15 protein-coding genes are annotated in these 16,353 nt (G+C 56.9%); 7 read left to right on the plus strand and 8 right to left on the minus strand.

What is annotated here, in order from left to right; all coding sequences use genetic code 11:
* Nucleotides 1-28: 28 nt before the first annotated feature.
* Entirely contained in the window at nt 29-532 is a 504-nt protein-coding gene (locus tag U9O48_RS18930; protein WP_285143970.1) for an ESA_00282 family adhesion-associated protein, read from the minus strand.
* A 102-nt stretch (nt 533-634) separates the two neighbouring features.
* Here U9O48_RS18930 and U9O48_RS18935 point away from each other — a divergent pair, with 102 nt between their 5' ends.
* From U9O48_RS18935 to U9O48_RS18945, 3 genes are all read left to right on the plus strand, one after another.
* On the plus strand, nt 635-1,039 hold the full coding sequence (locus tag U9O48_RS18935; protein ID WP_095283367.1) for a hypothetical protein: 405 nt from the start codon (nt 635-637) through the stop codon (nt 1,037-1,039).
* Nucleotides 1,032-1,496: a cytoplasmic protein gene (locus U9O48_RS18940; RefSeq protein WP_324723002.1), complete on the plus strand. Its 465-nt coding sequence runs from the start codon at nt 1,032-1,034 to the stop codon at nt 1,494-1,496. Before U9O48_RS18935 ends, U9O48_RS18940 begins: the two co-directional genes overlap by 8 nt.
* 95 nt (nt 1,497-1,591) lie before the next feature.
* A complete protein-coding gene (locus U9O48_RS18945; protein ID WP_285158772.1) occupies nt 1,592-2,488 on the plus strand; it encodes an SDR family oxidoreductase in 897 nt (298 codons plus the stop codon).
* Nucleotides 2,489-2,581: 93 nt separating this feature from the next.
* On the opposite strand, the gene exbD is transcribed toward U9O48_RS18945, so the two are convergent.
* Both exbD and exbB read right to left on the minus strand, forming a co-directional pair.
* Nucleotides 2,582-3,007 carry a TonB system transport protein ExbD gene (gene exbD, locus U9O48_RS18950; RefSeq protein ID WP_324723004.1) on the minus strand — a complete coding sequence of 142 codons (426 nt, stop codon included), beginning with the start codon at nt 3,005-3,007 and terminating at the stop codon, nt 2,582-2,584.
* A 6-nt stretch (nt 3,008-3,013) separates the two neighbouring features.
* Entirely contained in the window at nt 3,014-3,745 is a 732-nt protein-coding gene (gene exbB, locus U9O48_RS18955) for a tol-pal system-associated acyl-CoA thioesterase (RefSeq protein WP_282494315.1), read from the minus strand.
* A gap of 250 nt (nt 3,746-3,995) precedes the next feature.
* Here exbB and metC point away from each other — a divergent pair, with 250 nt between their 5' ends.
* Nucleotides 3,996-5,183 carry a cystathionine beta-lyase gene (metC, locus tag U9O48_RS18960; RefSeq protein ID WP_285158774.1) on the plus strand — a complete coding sequence of 396 codons (1,188 nt, stop codon included), beginning with the start codon at nt 3,996-3,998 and terminating at the stop codon, nt 5,181-5,183.
* 142 nt (nt 5,184-5,325) lie between these two features.
* A complete protein-coding gene (gene yghB / locus U9O48_RS18965; RefSeq protein ID WP_324723005.1) occupies nt 5,326-5,985 on the plus strand; it encodes a DedA family general envelope maintenance protein YghB in 660 nt (219 codons plus the stop codon).
* Nucleotides 5,986-6,035: 50 nt separating this feature from the next.
* Here the strand turns inward: yghB and U9O48_RS18970 are convergent, their stop codons facing one another.
* Nucleotides 6,036-6,935, minus strand: coding sequence for an AraC family transcriptional regulator (locus tag U9O48_RS18970; RefSeq protein ID WP_282494312.1), 900 nt, complete (start codon nt 6,933-6,935; stop codon nt 6,036-6,038).
* A 195-nt stretch (nt 6,936-7,130) separates the two neighbouring features.
* Between U9O48_RS18970 and yqhD the strand changes: the two genes are divergently transcribed.
* Both yqhD and dkgA read left to right on the plus strand, forming a co-directional pair.
* Nucleotides 7,131-8,294, plus strand: a complete 1,164-nt coding sequence (gene yqhD / locus U9O48_RS18975; RefSeq protein ID WP_324723006.1) for an alcohol dehydrogenase — start codon at nt 7,131-7,133, stop codon at nt 8,292-8,294.
* A gap of 104 nt (nt 8,295-8,398) precedes the next feature.
* A complete protein-coding gene (gene dkgA, locus U9O48_RS18980; RefSeq protein ID WP_282494310.1) occupies nt 8,399-9,226 on the plus strand; it encodes a 2,5-didehydrogluconate reductase DkgA in 828 nt (275 codons plus the stop codon).
* 99 nt (nt 9,227-9,325) lie between these two features.
* On the opposite strand, the gene U9O48_RS18985 is transcribed toward dkgA, so the two are convergent.
* The 4 genes from U9O48_RS18985 to parC form a co-directional block, all read right to left on the minus strand.
* Nucleotides 9,326-11,497: a YgiQ family radical SAM protein gene (locus U9O48_RS18985; protein WP_282494309.1), complete on the minus strand. Its 2,172-nt coding sequence runs from the start codon at nt 11,495-11,497 to the stop codon at nt 9,326-9,328.
* 166 nt (nt 11,498-11,663) lie between these two features.
* Nucleotides 11,664-13,076: a cell division protein FtsP gene (gene ftsP / locus U9O48_RS18990; RefSeq protein WP_282494308.1), complete on the minus strand. Its 1,413-nt coding sequence runs from the start codon at nt 13,074-13,076 to the stop codon at nt 11,664-11,666.
* A gap of 58 nt (nt 13,077-13,134) precedes the next feature.
* The gene (gene plsC, locus U9O48_RS18995; RefSeq protein WP_282494307.1) at nt 13,135-13,872 is read right to left on the minus strand and encodes a 1-acylglycerol-3-phosphate O-acyltransferase; all 738 of its coding nucleotides are present in this window, start codon (nt 13,870-13,872) and stop codon (nt 13,135-13,137) included.
* Between the two features lie 124 nt (nt 13,873-13,996).
* Complete coding sequence (gene parC / locus U9O48_RS19000) at nt 13,997-16,255, minus strand: DNA topoisomerase IV subunit A (RefSeq protein ID WP_282494306.1); 2,259 nt, start codon at nt 16,253-16,255, stop codon at nt 13,997-13,999.
* Nucleotides 16,256-16,353: the final 98 nt, after the last annotated feature.

A 16,353-nucleotide genomic window follows, 5' to 3' on the forward strand; every position in this document is an offset into this window, starting at 1 on the left:
GGGTGAGGGGGAAAAACGGGCACATTCCCTAAACCGTCGCCGGATCCACCACCGGACGCTCATACTCCGGCCACACCAGCACCACCAGCTCCGGGTAGGCTTCGAGGCTAAATTCACGAAAACACTGGCGCAGATTCAGCACGTCGAGATCGGAATAAGAGACCTTCTCGCCGTTCAGGCAGCGCTTTTTGATATTGTCATAATATTTATAGACCGCCGAGTTCAGATCGCTGCAGCGACGCTGCGCTTCAAACAAACCGGGCCTGTCGTTTATTTCGGTCATCTTCATTCGCTTAATTGTCGCGTGAAGAAAGTCGATATATTCGTGATTCACTCGCCAGTACCAGACCGGCGTAATCGCATTCATCAGCAGCGAGAAATGGTCCTCGCCCTCTTCTTTGGTCATCAGAACCGGCTGAGATGACTCGCCAGTTTGCCGTAAGTCTTTCGTTTTATTGAACTCTCGCATCAATAAAAGAACACCAGCGGTAAGCAATAGTAAGGTAATGACAGAATAAAAAATGCTGTTCATGGGTTGGCTCCATTTTTTTTGATTTTAAATTTGCCTCATGTTATTGTCAACGAATCTCACGCCCTATTTGAACCTACCCTGTTGAAATTAAAGGATATTAAAATGCTGCCCGACAATCTTGTGCCGGTCAGGTACCACATCGCCTCTGTGGTCCCTAAATCGGCGGAAGCAGAAAGCAATGCTAATTTCACTCAGGGAAAAAGAAAGCTGTCAGATTTTGAGGCTGACATATTAATTGGTGTTACCCGTACCGGTAAATCACGTAATATGCTGCTGGAAGAGCACGACCGCCATATTAAAGACCGACTATTCCGCGTCGTGAAGATTGAAGCCTTTGCCCACCTGCTTAACGACCTGCAGGCCGAGGGTGAAATAGATGCCCAGACATTAAGTCAAATAATGGCTGAAAAAACCGAAGAAATAAATGAAGCGGGCAACGAAATTTGGCTTAATCTTATTACTCGCGAAAAAAACAACCCCATCTTTTATAAACTAGAGGATGATTAAGTTGAAAGAAGTTGAAGATAATAACGTTTATTTGACTTTAGATAACCATAAAAGCGATGAGTTTATCTTAAAGCAAAATCTCGACGCATTAATAACGCATAAAAACGACGAGATGACCCGCATTGCGCAAGACATGGTATCGATCCCGGCCGCGCTGGTGCGTCTGAAATGGGAAAATCGCCGTGAAATCTATTCTCTGCAGGTGAAAGAAGAGATTTATGGCGCGATGATCAATGCGGTGATGTCCCTCAAGCCCGAGCTGAAAGAAAAAATCATGGGGCGTCTTGAGAGCAATTATCAGCACCTGCTGTCCAGAGAAGTCTCCACGCTGCGTTTGACGCGCAAGCTGGCTGACGGCGGGTATCACACCTCGAACGTCACCGCCGTCGCCCTCGACGAAGAGGCGCTGGCCGCAAAAGCGGATGCCGCCTCCCCCGCGCCCGTCGACCCTGAATAGCCTCATCTCGCCAGTCAGATTCCCCTGAATACGGTCATCTCCTCCGCTCGCTCTTCTACACTTAATGGCCTAACTCACCCAGCAGGAGAGGCCTTATGTCAAAACATCCGACACAGCTCAAGGACCCAACCACCCAGTACCACACCGGCGAATACCCTAAGCAAAAGCAGCCAGCACCAGGCGTTCAGGCGAAAATGACGCCCGTGCCCGATTGCGGCGAGAAGAGCTACAAGGGCAGCGGCAGGCTCCAGGATCGTAAGGCACTGGTGACAGGCGGGGATTCCGGTATCGGGCGTGCCGCCGCCATTGCTTACGCGCGTGAAGGCGCTGACGTGGCGATTAACTATCTGCCTGCGGAAGAAGAGGACGCGCAGGAGGTCAAACAGCTGATCGAAGAGGCGGGCCGCAAAGCGGTGCTGATCCCAGGCGATTTGAGCGATGAATCCTTTGCCCGTTCGCTGGTGCATAAAGCGCGTGAAGCCCTGGGCGGGCTGGATACGCTGGCGCTGGTCGCGGGGAAACAGGTCGCCGTCGAGAAGATTGCCGACCTGACCACTGAACAGTTCAAGCAAACCTACGCGGTGAACGTTCTGGCGCTTTTCTGGATCACTCAGGAGGCGATTCCGATTCTGCCGGCCGGTTCCAGTATCGTGACCACCTCGTCGATTCAGGCCTATCAGCCGAGCGCGCATCTGCTCGATTACGCGTCCACTAAGGCGGCGATCCTGAACTACAGCCGAGGGCTGGCTAAACAGGTGGCAGAGAAAGGGATTCGGGTGAACGTGGTCGCACCGGGTCCTATCTGGACGGCGCTACAGATTTCTGGCGGACAGACGCAGGAGAAAATCCCGCAGTTTGGTCAGAAGACGCCGATGAAGCGCGCAGGGCAGCCTGCGGAGCTGGCCGGAGTGTATGTCTATCTGGCGAGTCAGGAGTCGAGTTACGTGACGGCAGAAGTGCACGGCGTTTGCGGCGGGGAGCATTTGGGATAGTGCTTTCAATCTGCCCGGTGGCGCTTCGCTTACCGGGCCTACTTTCCAGCCCGTAGGCCGGGTAAGGCGAAGCCGCCACCCGGCACAACGAACTTATTTTTGGACAGTTTTCTCTTCGCCGACCAGCCCGATTTTGAGATAGCCCGCCTGGTGCAGCGTATCCATCACTTTCATCATGGTTTCGTAGTCGACGGTTTTATCCGCGCGGAAGAAGACGGTGGTCTCTTTCTTGCCCTGTGTCAGCGCGTCGAGCGCCGGAACCACGGATTCATCGGTGACCGGGTCGTTGCCCAGGAACATCGACTTATCGGCTTTCACCGACAGGTAAATCGGTTTTTCCGGACGCGGCTGCGGCTGACTGGAAGAGGCCGGCAGATTGACCTTCACGTCCACCGTCGCCAGAGGCGCGGCCACCATGAAGATAATCAGCAGAACCAGCATCACGTCGATAAACGGCGTCACGTTGATTTCATGCATTTCGCCGTTATCGTCCAGATTTTCGTTAAGACGCATTGCCATGGCTTATCAACCTACACGCAGTTTCGAAGCAGAGTGGACCGGCTTAACGGAGCTGGCGCTGAGGTCGAGATCGCGGCTTTGCAGCAGCAGAACCTGGGCGGCAACATCACCGAGCGTGGCTTTGAAGCTGCCAATCATACGCGCGAAGATGTTATAGATAACCACCGCCGGGATAGCGGCAATCAGGCCGATAGCCGTTGCCAGCAGGGCTTCTGCGATACCCGGGGCGACAACCGCGAGGTTAGTGGTTTGCGTCTGCGCAATCCCGATGAAGCTGTTCATGATGCCCCACACGGTACCAAACAGACCGACGAACGGGGAGATCGCACCGATAGTCGCCAGGTAACCATTCCCGCGGCCCATGTGACGACCGACGGCGGCAACGCGACGCTCCAGGCGGAAGCCCGTACGCTCTTTAATGCCTTCGTTATCTTCACTGCCTGCGGAGAGTTCCAGCTCGTTCTGAGCTTCGTTGACTAATTGGGTGGTCAGGCTTTTCGCGTGGAACGCTGACGTGATGTCAGACGCCTGATTCAGAGAGCGGGCTTCCGCCAGCTGCTGCTGTTCGCGCTTGAGGCGGCGCTTTTGCGAAATCAGCTCGACGCTCTTGCTGAAGAAAATTGCCCAGGTGATCACGGACGCCAGAATCAGGCCGATCATCACAATCTTAACCACGATGTCAGCATGTTGGTACATGCCCCAAACGGAGAGGTCCGTCTGCATCAAATTATTACCCACTCTGTATCTCCAGGACGCAAATCACAAATTCTGAGCATAATAATATCAAAACCACGTCGAATTGATAGTAGTTCTCATTAGTATTTGCATAGTGCCGTAAATTTCGCTCATTTTCCTTGCGCTTACGCAGTAAAAATTTCTTATGCGTATTTTTCATAAAATATTGTGCTTATTCGCAAAGCTTGCGGGTGCAGATTTTCGCAATCGTGGTAGTCTGGACGTCCAGACGGATAAAACAGGTTTAGCGAACATGACAGAGAAGCATCTTGATACCACGCTCGTTCAGGCCGGACGCAGTAAAAAGTACACTCAGGGCTCGGTCAATAGCGTGATTCAGCGCGCCTCCTCGCTGGTCTTCGATACGGTTGAGGCCAAGAAACACGCCACCCGCAACCGGGCGAAAGGCGAACTTTTTTACGGACGTCGCGGTACGCTGACCCATTTCTCATTGCAGGAAGCGATGTGCGAGCTGGAAGGCGGCGTCGGCTGCGCCCTGTTCCCGTGCGGCGCGGCGGCGGTGGCGAACACCATTCTGGCGTTTGTTGAGCAGGGCGATCATATCCTGATGACCAACACCGCCTACGAACCGAGCCAGGATTTCTGCACCAAAATCCTCACCCGTCTGGGCGTCACCACCGGCTGGTTCGATCCGTTGATCGGCGAAGGCATTGCCGAACTTATTCAACCTAATACGCGCATCGTGTTTCTGGAATCTCCCGGCTCGATCACCATGGAAGTGCACGACGTCCCGGCGATTGTCCGCGCGGTGCGCCGCGTGGCGCCTGAGGCGATCATCATCATCGATAACACCTGGGCGGCGGGCGTGCTGTTTAAAGCCCTCGAGTTTGACATCGACATCTCGATTCAGGCGGCAACCAAATATCTCATCGGCCACTCAGACGGGATGATCGGTACGGCGGTGTCGAACGCCCGCTGCTGGGATCAGCTGCGCGAGAATGCTTACCTGATGGGGCAGATGGTCGACGCCGATACGGCATACATGACCAGCCGCGGCATTCGTACCCTGGGCGTGCGTCTACGTCAGCATCACGAAAGCAGCCTGAAAATTGCCGAATGGCTGGCGCAACATCCGCAGGTGGAACGCGTCAATCACCCGGCGCTGCCGGGCAGCAAAGGCCACGAGTTCTGGAAACGGGACTTTACGGGCAGCAGCGGGCTGTTCTCATTTGTGCTTAAAAAGCGCCTGAACAACGACGAGCTGGCGGCCTACCTGGATAACTTCTCGCTCTTCAGCATGGCCTACTCCTGGGGCGGCTTCGAATCACTGATTCTGCCGAATCAGCCCGAGCAACTGGCCGAGCTGCGTCCCGGCGGGGAAATCGACTTTACCGGCACCCTGATCCGCCTGCATATCGGTTTAGAAAATGTTGATGATCTGCTCGCGGATTTGTCGGCAGGTTTTGCACGTATCGTGTAGAGTGCAGGCTGTAAACGTACTCCCGGACGGTTTTACAGACACTGACAGCAGAAAAGTCTGCGTTTGTTGCGTCCGCGATCAACCCAAGCCGGGTAAATCAGGAGTACAATAGCCGCATATCCGTTGTTCCACAGGAAAGTCCATGGCTGTCATTCAAGATATTATCGCTGCGCTCTGGCAACACGATTTTGCCGCGCTGGCGGACCCGCACGTTGTGGGTGTTGTTTATTTCGTTATGTTTGCCACGCTATTTCTGGAAAACGGTCTGCTGCCTGCCTCGTTTCTCCCTGGCGACAGCCTGCTGTTATTAGCGGGTGCGTTAATCGGTAAAGGCGTTATGGACTTCGCCCCGACGGTCGTGATTTTAACCTCCGCCGCCAGCCTCGGCTGCTGGCTGAGCTATTTGCAGGGCCGCTGGCTCGGGAATACCCGCGTGGTGAAAGGCTGGCTGGCACAGCTGCCGGTCAAATACCATGAAAGAGCCACCTGCATGTTCGACCGCCACGGTCTGCTGGCACTGCTGGCCGGGCGTTTTCTGGCATTTATTCGCACCCTGCTGCCGACCATGGCCGGGATTTCTGGCCTGTCGAACCGTCGCTTCCAGTTCTTTAACTGGCTGAGCGCTGTGCTGTGGGTCGGCGTGGTGACCTCCCTGGGTTATGCCATCAGCATGATCCCGTTTGTGAAACGCCACGAAGATCAGGTGATGACCTTCCTGATGATCCTGCCGATGTTCCTGCTGGTCGCGGGTCTGGTCGGGACGCTGGTCGTCGTGATTAAGAAGAAATACTGCAGCGACTGATTTTGCTGCTTCGCCGGGCGGCGCTGCGCTTGCCCGGCCTATAATCCCCTTTAAACGCCCTGCATCATCCTGATACGTGCGGCATCTTCCCCCGGCGTCACGCCAAAATAGCGTTTAAACTCACGGCTGAACTGCGACGCGCTTTCATAGCCGACGCGCATCGCCGCGGCGCTGGCTTTCATACCGTCGTGGATCATCAGCATCCGCGCTTTGTGCAGGCGATAGCTTTTCAGATACTGCAGCGGCGAGGTGCTGGTGACCGATTTGAAGTTATGGTGAAACGCCGAAACGCTCATGTTGGCTTCTGACGCCAGTTCATCGACGCTCAGGTTTTCCGTGTACTGACTTTCAATGCGTTTCAGCACGCGGCTGATCAGGCTGAAATGGGTCTGACGGCTCACCAGCGCCAGCAGCGCCCCGCCGCCCGGTCCCATCAGCACGTGATAGAGGATCTCGCGGATAATCTGCTTACCGAGAATGCGCGCGTCGAGCGGGCGCTCCATCACATCCAGCAGACGCTCAATGGCGCAGAGGATCTCGTCCGAAAGCGTCGCGGAGTTGATCCCGCTTGCCGCCATCGCGGGCTGGAACAGTTCGTCTTCGCCGATATCCATCAGCAGCTCCTGAAGCTGAAGAATATCCACATTCACGCGAATACCGGCCAGCGGAACCGCCTCTGTCGCGAAAGTTTCACATTCAAAGGGTAAAGGTACTGTCAGGAGCAGGTATTCATTGGTGTCGTAGCGGAACACGCGTTCGTTGATATAGCCAATTTTATGACCCGAAAAGAGAAATACGATGCCAGGCTGATACATCACCGGCGTGCGCGTCCCGGGCTGTGTACCGTACAACAGACGGATATCCGGCAGCAGCTCAGTGAGGTTATTTTCTTTATCTTTCAGTCTATTAATTTGACCTGTCAATTGCAGGCAAATCTCATCGCGGTTCATTTTGGTTCGCTCCGGCCAGGGTTTCCACTGATGCCAGTTTGCGCATCTTTTTCCCTTTTCTCCAGCCCTCTGTAGAAATGGGCAAGACAACGGCAGGAATGTGCATTGAGAGGCGGGCGTCCGATGTCCACAATGGGCACCATCAGGCAGCCATCGACGCCGCCACGTTTTTCACCCACCTAAAGGGCACGAGCAATGAATAATTTTAACCTGCACACCCCAACCCGCATTCTGTTTGGCAAAGACGCCATCGCCGATCTGCGCGACCAGATCCCAGCTGGCGCACGTGTACTGATCACCTACGGCGGCGGCAGCGTCAAGAAAACCGGCGTTCTGGACCAGGTTTACAGCGCGCTGGAAGGCGTGGACGTTCGTGAGTTCGGCGGCATCGAGCCAAACCCGTCTTACGAAACGCTGATGAACGCGGTCAAAATCGCCCGCGATGAGAAGATCACTTTCCTGCTGGCGGTCGGCGGCGGTTCGGTTCTCGACGGCACGAAATTTATCGCCGCAGCTGCACACTATGCTGACGGCGTGGATCCGTGGGAAATTCTGCAAACCGGCGGGAGCAAAATCACCAGCGCGATCCCGATGGGTTCCGTGCTGACCTTGCCAGCGACCGGTTCTGAGTCCAACAAAGGCGCGGTCATCTCGCGCAAAACCACCGGTGACAAACAGGCGTTCATGAATGAGCACGTTCAGCCGGTGTTTGCGGTTCTCGACCCGGTTTACACCTACACCCTGCCGCCGCGTCAGGTCGCAAACGGCGTGGTGGATGCTTTTGTTCACACCGTTGAGCAGTACGTGACTTACCCGGTGAACGGCAAAATTCAGGATCGTTTCGCGGAAGGCATTCTGCTGACCCTGGTTGAAGATGGCCCGAAAGCCCTGCAAGAGCCGGAAAACTACGACGTGCGTGCCAACGTGATGTGGGCCGCGACTCAGGCGCTGAACGGTCTGATTGGCGCAGGCGTGCCGCAGGACTGGGCCACCCACATGCTGGGCCACGAGCTGACGGCGATGCACGGTCTGGATCACGCCCAGACGCTGGCGGTGGTTCTGCCTGCGTTGTGGAATGAAAAACGCGATACCAAACGTGAAAAACTGCTGCAATACGGCGAGCGCGTCTGGAATATCACCACCGGTTCTGACGACGAGCGTATCGATGCGGCTATCGCGGCGACGCGCAACTTCTTCGAATCGCTGGGCGTGCCAACTCGTTTGTCTGGTTACGGACTTGACGGCAGCTCCATCCCTGCCCTGCTGGCTAAACTCGAAGAGCACGGTATGACGCAACTGGGCGAAAAACACGACATTACGCTGGACGTCAGCCGTCGCATTTACGAAGCGGCCCGCTAAGCGTTTTTGTCATCCCGCCTTTCGTTTTTTGACATTTCGTCCAGACTTAATGCACACCACATCACCGGGGACACCCCCGGTGATGAGCAAATGGAGGAGGAAAAATGGCAAACCAAACCCTAATCAAGCTTCAGGACGGCAACGTCATGCCCCAGCTGGGGCTCGGCGTCTGGAAAGCCGGCAATGACGAGGTCGTTTCCGCCATTCACAAAGCACTGGAAGTCGGCTATCGGTCTATCGATACCGCCGCCGCATACAAAAATGAAGACGGCGTGGGCAAAGCCTTGTCCAGCGCTGACATCTCTCGCGATGAGTTATTCATCACCACCAAACTGTGGAACGACGACCAGAAACGCCCGCGCGAAGCCCTGCTGGAAAGCCTGGAAAAACTCCAGCTCGATTTCGTCGATCTCTATCTGATGCACTGGCCCGTTCCGGCCATCGATCACTACGTTGAGGCCTGGAAAGGGCTGATCGACCTGCAACAAGAGGGGCTGGTGAAGAGCATCGGCGTCTGTAATTTCCAGATCCATCATCTGCAGCGTCTGATTGATGAAACGGGCGTCGCGCCGGTGATTAATCAGATCGAGCTGCACCCGCTGATGCAACAGCGTCAGCTGCACTCGTGGAACGCCACCCACAAAATTCAGACCGAATCCTGGAGCCCGCTGGCTCAGGGCGGCGAAGGCGTGTTCGACCAGAAAATCATTCGGGATCTTGCTGAGAAGTACGGCAAAACTGCCGCGCAGATCGTCATTCGCTGGCACCTGGACAGCGGCCTGGTGGTGATCCCGAAATCGGTCACTCCGTCGCGCATCGCCGAGAACTTCGACGTCTGGGATTTCCGTCTGGATAAAGAGGAGTTGAGCGAGATAGCGAAGCTGGATCAGGGCAAGCGGTTGGGGCCGGATCCGGATCAGTTCGGAGGTTAACGCAGTCAAAAAAGCCGGGTGGCGGCTTCGCCTTACCCGGCCTACAAAATCTACAAAATCGTAGGCCCGGTAAGCGCAGCGCCACCGGGCAATCCAGGCTTAACGCCCCGCCACTTTCCCACGTTTTTTGTTCGCCGCCGGCGTCTGACGCTGATGCGCCACCGGCGTATGCTTGGTCAATGCCGGGCGCGTATGGCGGTTCTGACGACGCGCTTCGCGCATCTCATCCAGCGTTGGCGCAGGCACCAGGCACTCGCGGCGCGAACCAATCAGATGCTTTTTACCCATATCTTCCAGCGCCTGACGGATCAGCGGCCAGTTCGCCGGATCGTGATAGCGCAGCAGGGCCTTATGCAGACGACGCTGTTTGTCGCCCTTCGGCACCACCACATCTTCACTCTTATAGCCAATCTTACTCAGCGGGTTCTTGCCGGTGTAATACATGGTCGTCGAGTTCGCGAGCGGCGACGGATAGAAGTTCTGCACCTGGTCGAGGCGGAAACGGCGCTGCTTCAGCCACAGGGCCAGATTCACCATGTCCTCATCGCGCGTACCGGGGTGCGCGGAGATGAAGTACGGGATCAGGTACTGCTCTTTGCCCGCCTGTTTTGAATAGGTATCAAACAGCTCTTTGAATCGGTCGTAGCTGCCCATGCCCGGCTTCATCATCTTCGACAGCGGGCCCTCTTCCGTGTGCTCAGGGGCGATCTTCAGATAGCCGCCAACGTGGTGGGTCGCCAGCTCTTTGATGTAACGCGGATCTTCCACGGCGATGTCATAGCGCACGCCGGAGGCGATCAGGATCTTCTTGATGCCTTTGAGATCGCGAGCGCGGCGGTAGAGGTTGATCGTCGGCTCGTGGTTGGTGTCCATATGCTGACAGATGTCAGGATAGACACACGACAGACGGCGGCAGGTTTGCTCCGCGCGCGGGGATTTGCAGCGCAGCATATACATGTTGGCCGTTGGGCCACCGAGATCGGAGATCACGCCGGTAAAGCCCGGAACCGAGTCGCGAATGGCTTCGATCTCGTTAACGATCGAATCCTCCGAACGGCTCTGGATAATGCGCCCTTCGTGCTCGGTGATCGAACAGAACGAACACCCGCCGAAGCAGCCGCGCATGATGTTAATCGAGAAGCGGATCATCTCGTACGCCGGAATGCGGCTGTTGCCATACGCCGGGTGCGGAATACGTTTGTACGGCAGGGCAAAAACGCTGTCCATCTCTTCGGTGGAGAGCGGGATCGCCGGCGGGTTGACCCAGATATAGCGCTCGCCGTGCTTTTGCATCAGCGCACGCGCGCAGCCTGGGTTGGTTTCATGGTGCAGAATGCGTGACGCGTGGGCGTACAGCACTTTATCCGCTTTCACTTTCTCGAAGGAAGGCAGCAGCACGTAGGTTTTTTCCCAGGGTTTTGGACGCGGGGGCTGCACAACAACGGCTTTGGCTTCGGCCTTCTTCGGTTCGACCGGTTTGTTGTCGGCACACGGCAGATCTTCGCCGTACGGATGTGGGATCGGGTCGATTTTGCCCGGCATATCGATGATGCGGGAATCCACTCCGCTCCAGCCCGGCAGCGCCTCTTTCACCATGATCGCGGTGTTACGCACGTCGCGGATATTGCCCACCGGTTCGCCCTGCGCCAGACGGTGCGCCACTTCCACCAGCGGGCGCTCGCCGTTGCCGAAGATCAGCATGTCGGCTTTGGAATCCACCAGCACCGAACGGCGCACGGTATCAGACCAGTAATCGTAATGCGCGGTACGGCGCAGGCTCGCTTCGATCCCACCCAGGATAACCGGCACGTCTTTCCATGCTTCTTTGCAACGCTGGGTGTAAACCAAAGTAGCGCGATCCGGACGCTTACCCGCGACGTTATCGGCGGTGTAAGCATCGTCGTGGCGCAGTTTGCGATCGGCGGTGTAGCGGTTGATCATCGAGTCCATGTTCCCGGCGGTGACGCCGAAGAACAGGTTCGGTTTGCCGAGGCTCATGAACGCCTCTTTGCTGTTCCAGTCTGGCTGGGAGATGATCCCCACGCGGAAGCCCTGCGCCTCCAGCATACGGCCACAGATCGCCATGCCGAAGCTCGGGTGATCGACGTAGGCATCGCCTGTCACCAGAATAATGTCGCAGCTGTCCCAGCCCAGTTGGTCCATCTCTTCGCGGGACATCGGCAGGAATGGCGCCGGTCCGAAGCAGGCCGCCCAGTACTGGGGCCAGGAGAAGAGGTCTCGATCCGGCTGGATCAGGGATATTGCGCTCATAATGCTTCCGAAGAAAAAATAAACAAAGGGCGGGGATTATACGCTGGATTTATACGTGAAATGAAGGGTATTGTGCGGGGTTTTGCCCTCACCCCAGCCCTCTCCCACGGGGAGAGGGTGTATAAGTCCCCTCTCCCTTTGGGAGAGGGTTAGGGTGAGGGGGAAATCACACCAGCGGATTCACCAGCAGCTGCCCCACCGAACCGCGATCCGCCATCTCCAGCGTCTGGCTGTGGAACAGGAACGGGAAGTGCGGCCACGAAGGCTGCCCGTAGTAGACCAGCAGTTCGACCTGCCCGTCGACCCAGACCGTATCTTTCCAGCCCCTGTCTTCCGGGAATGGCATCGCGCCGTTGACGTTGCGGATCAGGAAGCTCACCCCTTCGATGTGGAACGCCTGCGGCATTTCCGCGCGCACGGTCCAGCGCTCCCAGGAGCCCTGCTGGGCGGTGATATCAATGCGGTTCACATCCCACAGCGCGCCGTTGATGCCCGGATCGTCGCCGAGACTGATGTCGCGGCTGCGCACCGGCGTTCCGCTCATGATCTCGTCCGGCAGCAGGCGCATCGGCAGGCTGTCCGTCACCAGCGGCAACAGGCCGGTCGGGCGCAGGGTTAACACCAGCGTAGAGACCAGAATACTGGACGGTTCGAAGAAGCCGCGAATACGGTCGACGATGCTCGCCGCCTCGCCGCAGGTAATCGACACTTCATCCCCGTTGGTCATATCCACGAGGATTTCACGCCGTTCGCCCGGGGCCAGCGCCAGCTGTTTAACGGAAACGGGCGCAGGTAAAAAGCCCTGATCGCCGGAGATCACATGCAGCGCGCGGCCATCGCTCATCTGCAGCTGATAGCGACGCGAGTTGGAGGCATTCAGCAGACGCAGACGCACCCAGCCGCGGGACACTTCGACGTACGGGCTTTGCGCGCCGTTGACCATCAGCGTATCGCCGACAAAACCGCCGCTGCCCGGCTCGCTGTACTCCGGCGAGCCAAAGTTATCGAGGCGTTTGTCCTGAATAATCACCGGGAAATCATCGACGCCATAATGGTTCGGGATTGGCAGCGATTTACTCACTTCGTCTTCCACCAGCCACATCCCCGCGAGACCGTTATAGACCTGCTGCGCGGTGCGGTTTGGCGTATTGGCGTGATACCACAAGGTCGCGGCACTCTGGCGAATCGGCAGCACCGGCGCCCAGTCGGCGCTCGGGGTCATCATACGCGCCGCGCCGCCCATTAGCGGGCCTGGCACCTGCAAACCGCTGATGGTCATGGCGACGTTTTCAGCCAGGCGGTTGCTGTAGATCAGCTTCACGTCATCCCCGCTCCAGACGCGGATCGTCGGCCCAAGATAGCGGCCATTCACGCCCCAGATCGACGCGCGCGTGCCCTGGGTAAAGCTCCAGTGGCTGCGCTGCATGGTCAGGAACAGCGGTTGCCCGCGACGGGACTCCAGTAACGGCGGAATGGGCAGCGGCTGTTGCTGCCCGGCGGCGTTGGCTGTCAGCGGAACCGCGCCAGCACAAAGGGCGATTCCCGAAGCCTGAATAAACTGACGCCGACTGAGTGACATATTTGCTCCATGTGAAACGACGATAAAACCCGGGAATTCATTTCCCTGTAACTCCGGCTTAGATCTTGCCGGAGGCTTCTCTCTCTGCGACTTCTTTGTCGAGCACTTCGATTTGACGCGCCATCAGCTCGCGGCAATGGGCAGCCAGTTCACGAACCTGGTCTTTACCGTATTTGCTGGTGTCGACCGGCGGCAACATTTCCACAATCACCAGCCCGTTTTTCAGGCGGTTAAGATTAATCTTATTCGAAGTATTGGAAACACACACAGGAATAATCGGAACGCCTGCTGCAATTGCGGCGTGAAACGCGCCAGTTTTAAACGGCAGCAGACCGCGACCACGGCTGCGCGTCCCTTCCGGGAACATCCAGATAGAGATTTTGCGTTTCTTAAAGTGATTCACCACTTCGGCGATGGTGCTGTGCGCTTTAGCGCGGTTGTTACGGTCGATCAGCAGGTTGCCGGTGAGCCAGTACAGCAGGCCGAAGAACGGCACCCACAGCAGGCTTTTTTTACCGACGGTGACCGTCGGCGGCAGCACGATGTTCGCGGCGGTGACCATATCGTAGTTGTTCTGATGATTGGCGATATAGATAGCGTTGCCGAAGTTTTCCGCCCCTTCCGGCAGGCGGGTTTCGACCTTCAGGCCATACATCGGTGCCAGTCGGCCAAACATACGACCAAAAGTGGAAACATGCTTCGGGTTACGCGGGCTGAACAGGCAGTAGATGCAGCCGAACACGCAGACCAGAATGCAGTAGATAACGGTGAGAATTGAACGAACAATGAATAGCATAGCGACCTCAGAAGCCCTGACCGCTGACAATTATATACTCCAATGTCAGTCAGGTAAGGACTTTATATAAAGACAGAAATTTTTTAGCGAGAACCCCCTCCGGAACGGAGGGGGAGAGGCGAGATTACTCTTCGCTATCGCCCGATTTCGCGCGCAGTGGTGAGTCGATCTCCACGCGGTCAATACGCTGCAGACCGCGCATCAGCGAGCCACGACGACCGCGCTCACCCACCACTTTCTGTAACTCTTCCGGACGCAGTTTGATCTTACGTTTGCCGACATGAATGGTCAGCGTGCTTTGCGGCGGCAGAATAAAGAGATGCGCCAGCCCGTCTTCGCCTTTCGCCGCTTCCGCCGACGGAATGTTGATGATCTTGTTGCCCTTGCCTTTCGACAGCTGCGGCAGGTCGCTGACCGGGAACATCAGCATGCGTCCGGCATGGGTGATCGCCAGCAGCATATCGCTGTCGTTCTCAATCACCATTGGCGGCATCACGTGCGCGTTATCCGGGAGGCTGATCATCGCTTTACCCGCGCGGTTGCGGGCAATCAGATCGTTGAAGGTACAGATGAAACCGTACCCGGCGTCGGAGGCCATCAGCAGCTTCTGCTCTTCGCCTTCCATCAGCATATGATCCACGGTCGCACCCGGCGGCAGCGTCAGCTTGCCGGTGATCGGCTCGCCCTGCCCGCGCGCCGACGGCAGCGTGATCGGGTCGATGGCATAGCTGCGGCCGGTGGAATCGAGGAACACCACCGGCTGGTTGCTCTTGCCCTTCACCGCCGATTTGAAGCTATCGCCAGATTTGTAGCTGAGGCCCGGCGCGTCGATATCGTGGCCTTTGGCGCTGCGCACCCAGCCGCTTTGGGACAGCACGATCGTCACCGGTTCAGACGGCTGCATGTCGTGCTCGTTCATCGCTTTCGCTTCTTCGCGCTCGTGCAGCGGTGAGCGACGGTCGTCGCCGAACGCTTCCGCATCCGCCTGCAGCTCTTTCTTCAGCAGGTTGCTCATCTTGCGCTCGGACGCCAGAATCGCCTGCAGCTGATCGCGCTCTTTCGCCAGCTCGTCCTGCTCGCCGCGAATTTTCACCTCTTCCAGTTTGGCGAGGTGGCGCAATTTCAGTTCAAGGATCGCTTCAGCCTGGGTTTCGCTGATGCCAAAACGCGACATCAGAGCCGGCTTCGGTTCGTCCTCGGAGCGGATAATCTCGATCACTTCGTCGATATTGAGGAACGCCACCAGCAAACCTTCGAGGATATGCAGGCGCTTGAGGACTTTTTCCAGACGATAGTTCAGACGGCGGCGCACCGTATCGCGACGGAACGCCAGCCACTCGGTCAGGATCTCCAGCAGGTTTTTCACCGACGGGCGACCGTCCAGACCGATCATGTTCAGGTTGATGCGGTAGCTTTTTTCCAGATCGGTGGTGGCGAACAGGTGGTTCATCACCTGGTCCATATCCACGCGGTTCGAGCGCGGGACAATCACCAGACGCGTCGGGTTTTCGTGGTCCGACTCGTCGCGCAGGTCGTCGACCATCGGCAGCTTTTTGTTGCGCATCTGGGCGGCGATCTGCTCCAGCACTTTCGCGCCGGAGACCTGGTGCGGCAGCGCGGTGATCACCACGGCACCGTCTTCTTTATTCCACACCGCGCGCATACGCACGGAGCCGCGACCGTTCTGGTAGATTTTGCGGATTTCGGCGCGGGAGGTGATGATCTCCGCTTCGGTCGGATAGTCCGGCCCCTGCACGATATCCAGCAGTTCATCCAGCGTGGTTTTCGGCTGTTCAATCAGGGTAATCGCGGCTTTTGCCACTTCGCGCAGGTTGTGCGGCGGAATATCCGTTGCCATGCCCACGGCGATACCGGTAGTGCCGTTCAGCAGGATATTCGGCAGACGGGCAGGCAGCATTTTCGGCTCCTGCATGGTGCCGTCGAAGTTTGGCACCCAGTCCACCGTGCCCTGGCCGAGTTCGCCGAGCAGCAGTTCTGCGTATTTAGAGAGGCGGGATTCGGTATAACGCATCGCCGCGAAGGATTTCGGATCGTCCGGTGCCCCCCAGTTTCCCTGGCCGTCGACCAGCGGATAACGGTAGGAGAACGGCTGCGCCATTAATACCATCGCTTCGTAGCAGGCGCTGTCGCCGTGCGGATGGTATTTACCGAGCACATCACCCACGGTACGGGCGGATTTTTTGAATTTGGCGCTGGCGCTCAGGCCCAGCTCAGACATCGCGTAAACGATGCGACGCTGAACAGGTTTCAGGCCATCGCCGATAAACGGCAGTGCCCTGTCCATGATGACGTACATGGAATAGTTCAGATAGGCGTTTTCAGTGAATTCATGTAGCGCGAGGCGCTCTGCCATATCGCTCATTAAATGTCATTCCTCAACTCAGAAACCTGTGGGTTTCAGGCAATATTGCCGCAGATACTACCCTATCTGACGAGTTGAGTCACAAAGAAAAAGGGCCG

This window comes from Lelliottia sp. JS-SCA-14 (assembly GCF_035593345.1).
Lineage (GTDB): Bacteria > Pseudomonadota > Gammaproteobacteria > Enterobacterales > Enterobacteriaceae > Enterobacter > Enterobacter wanjuensis.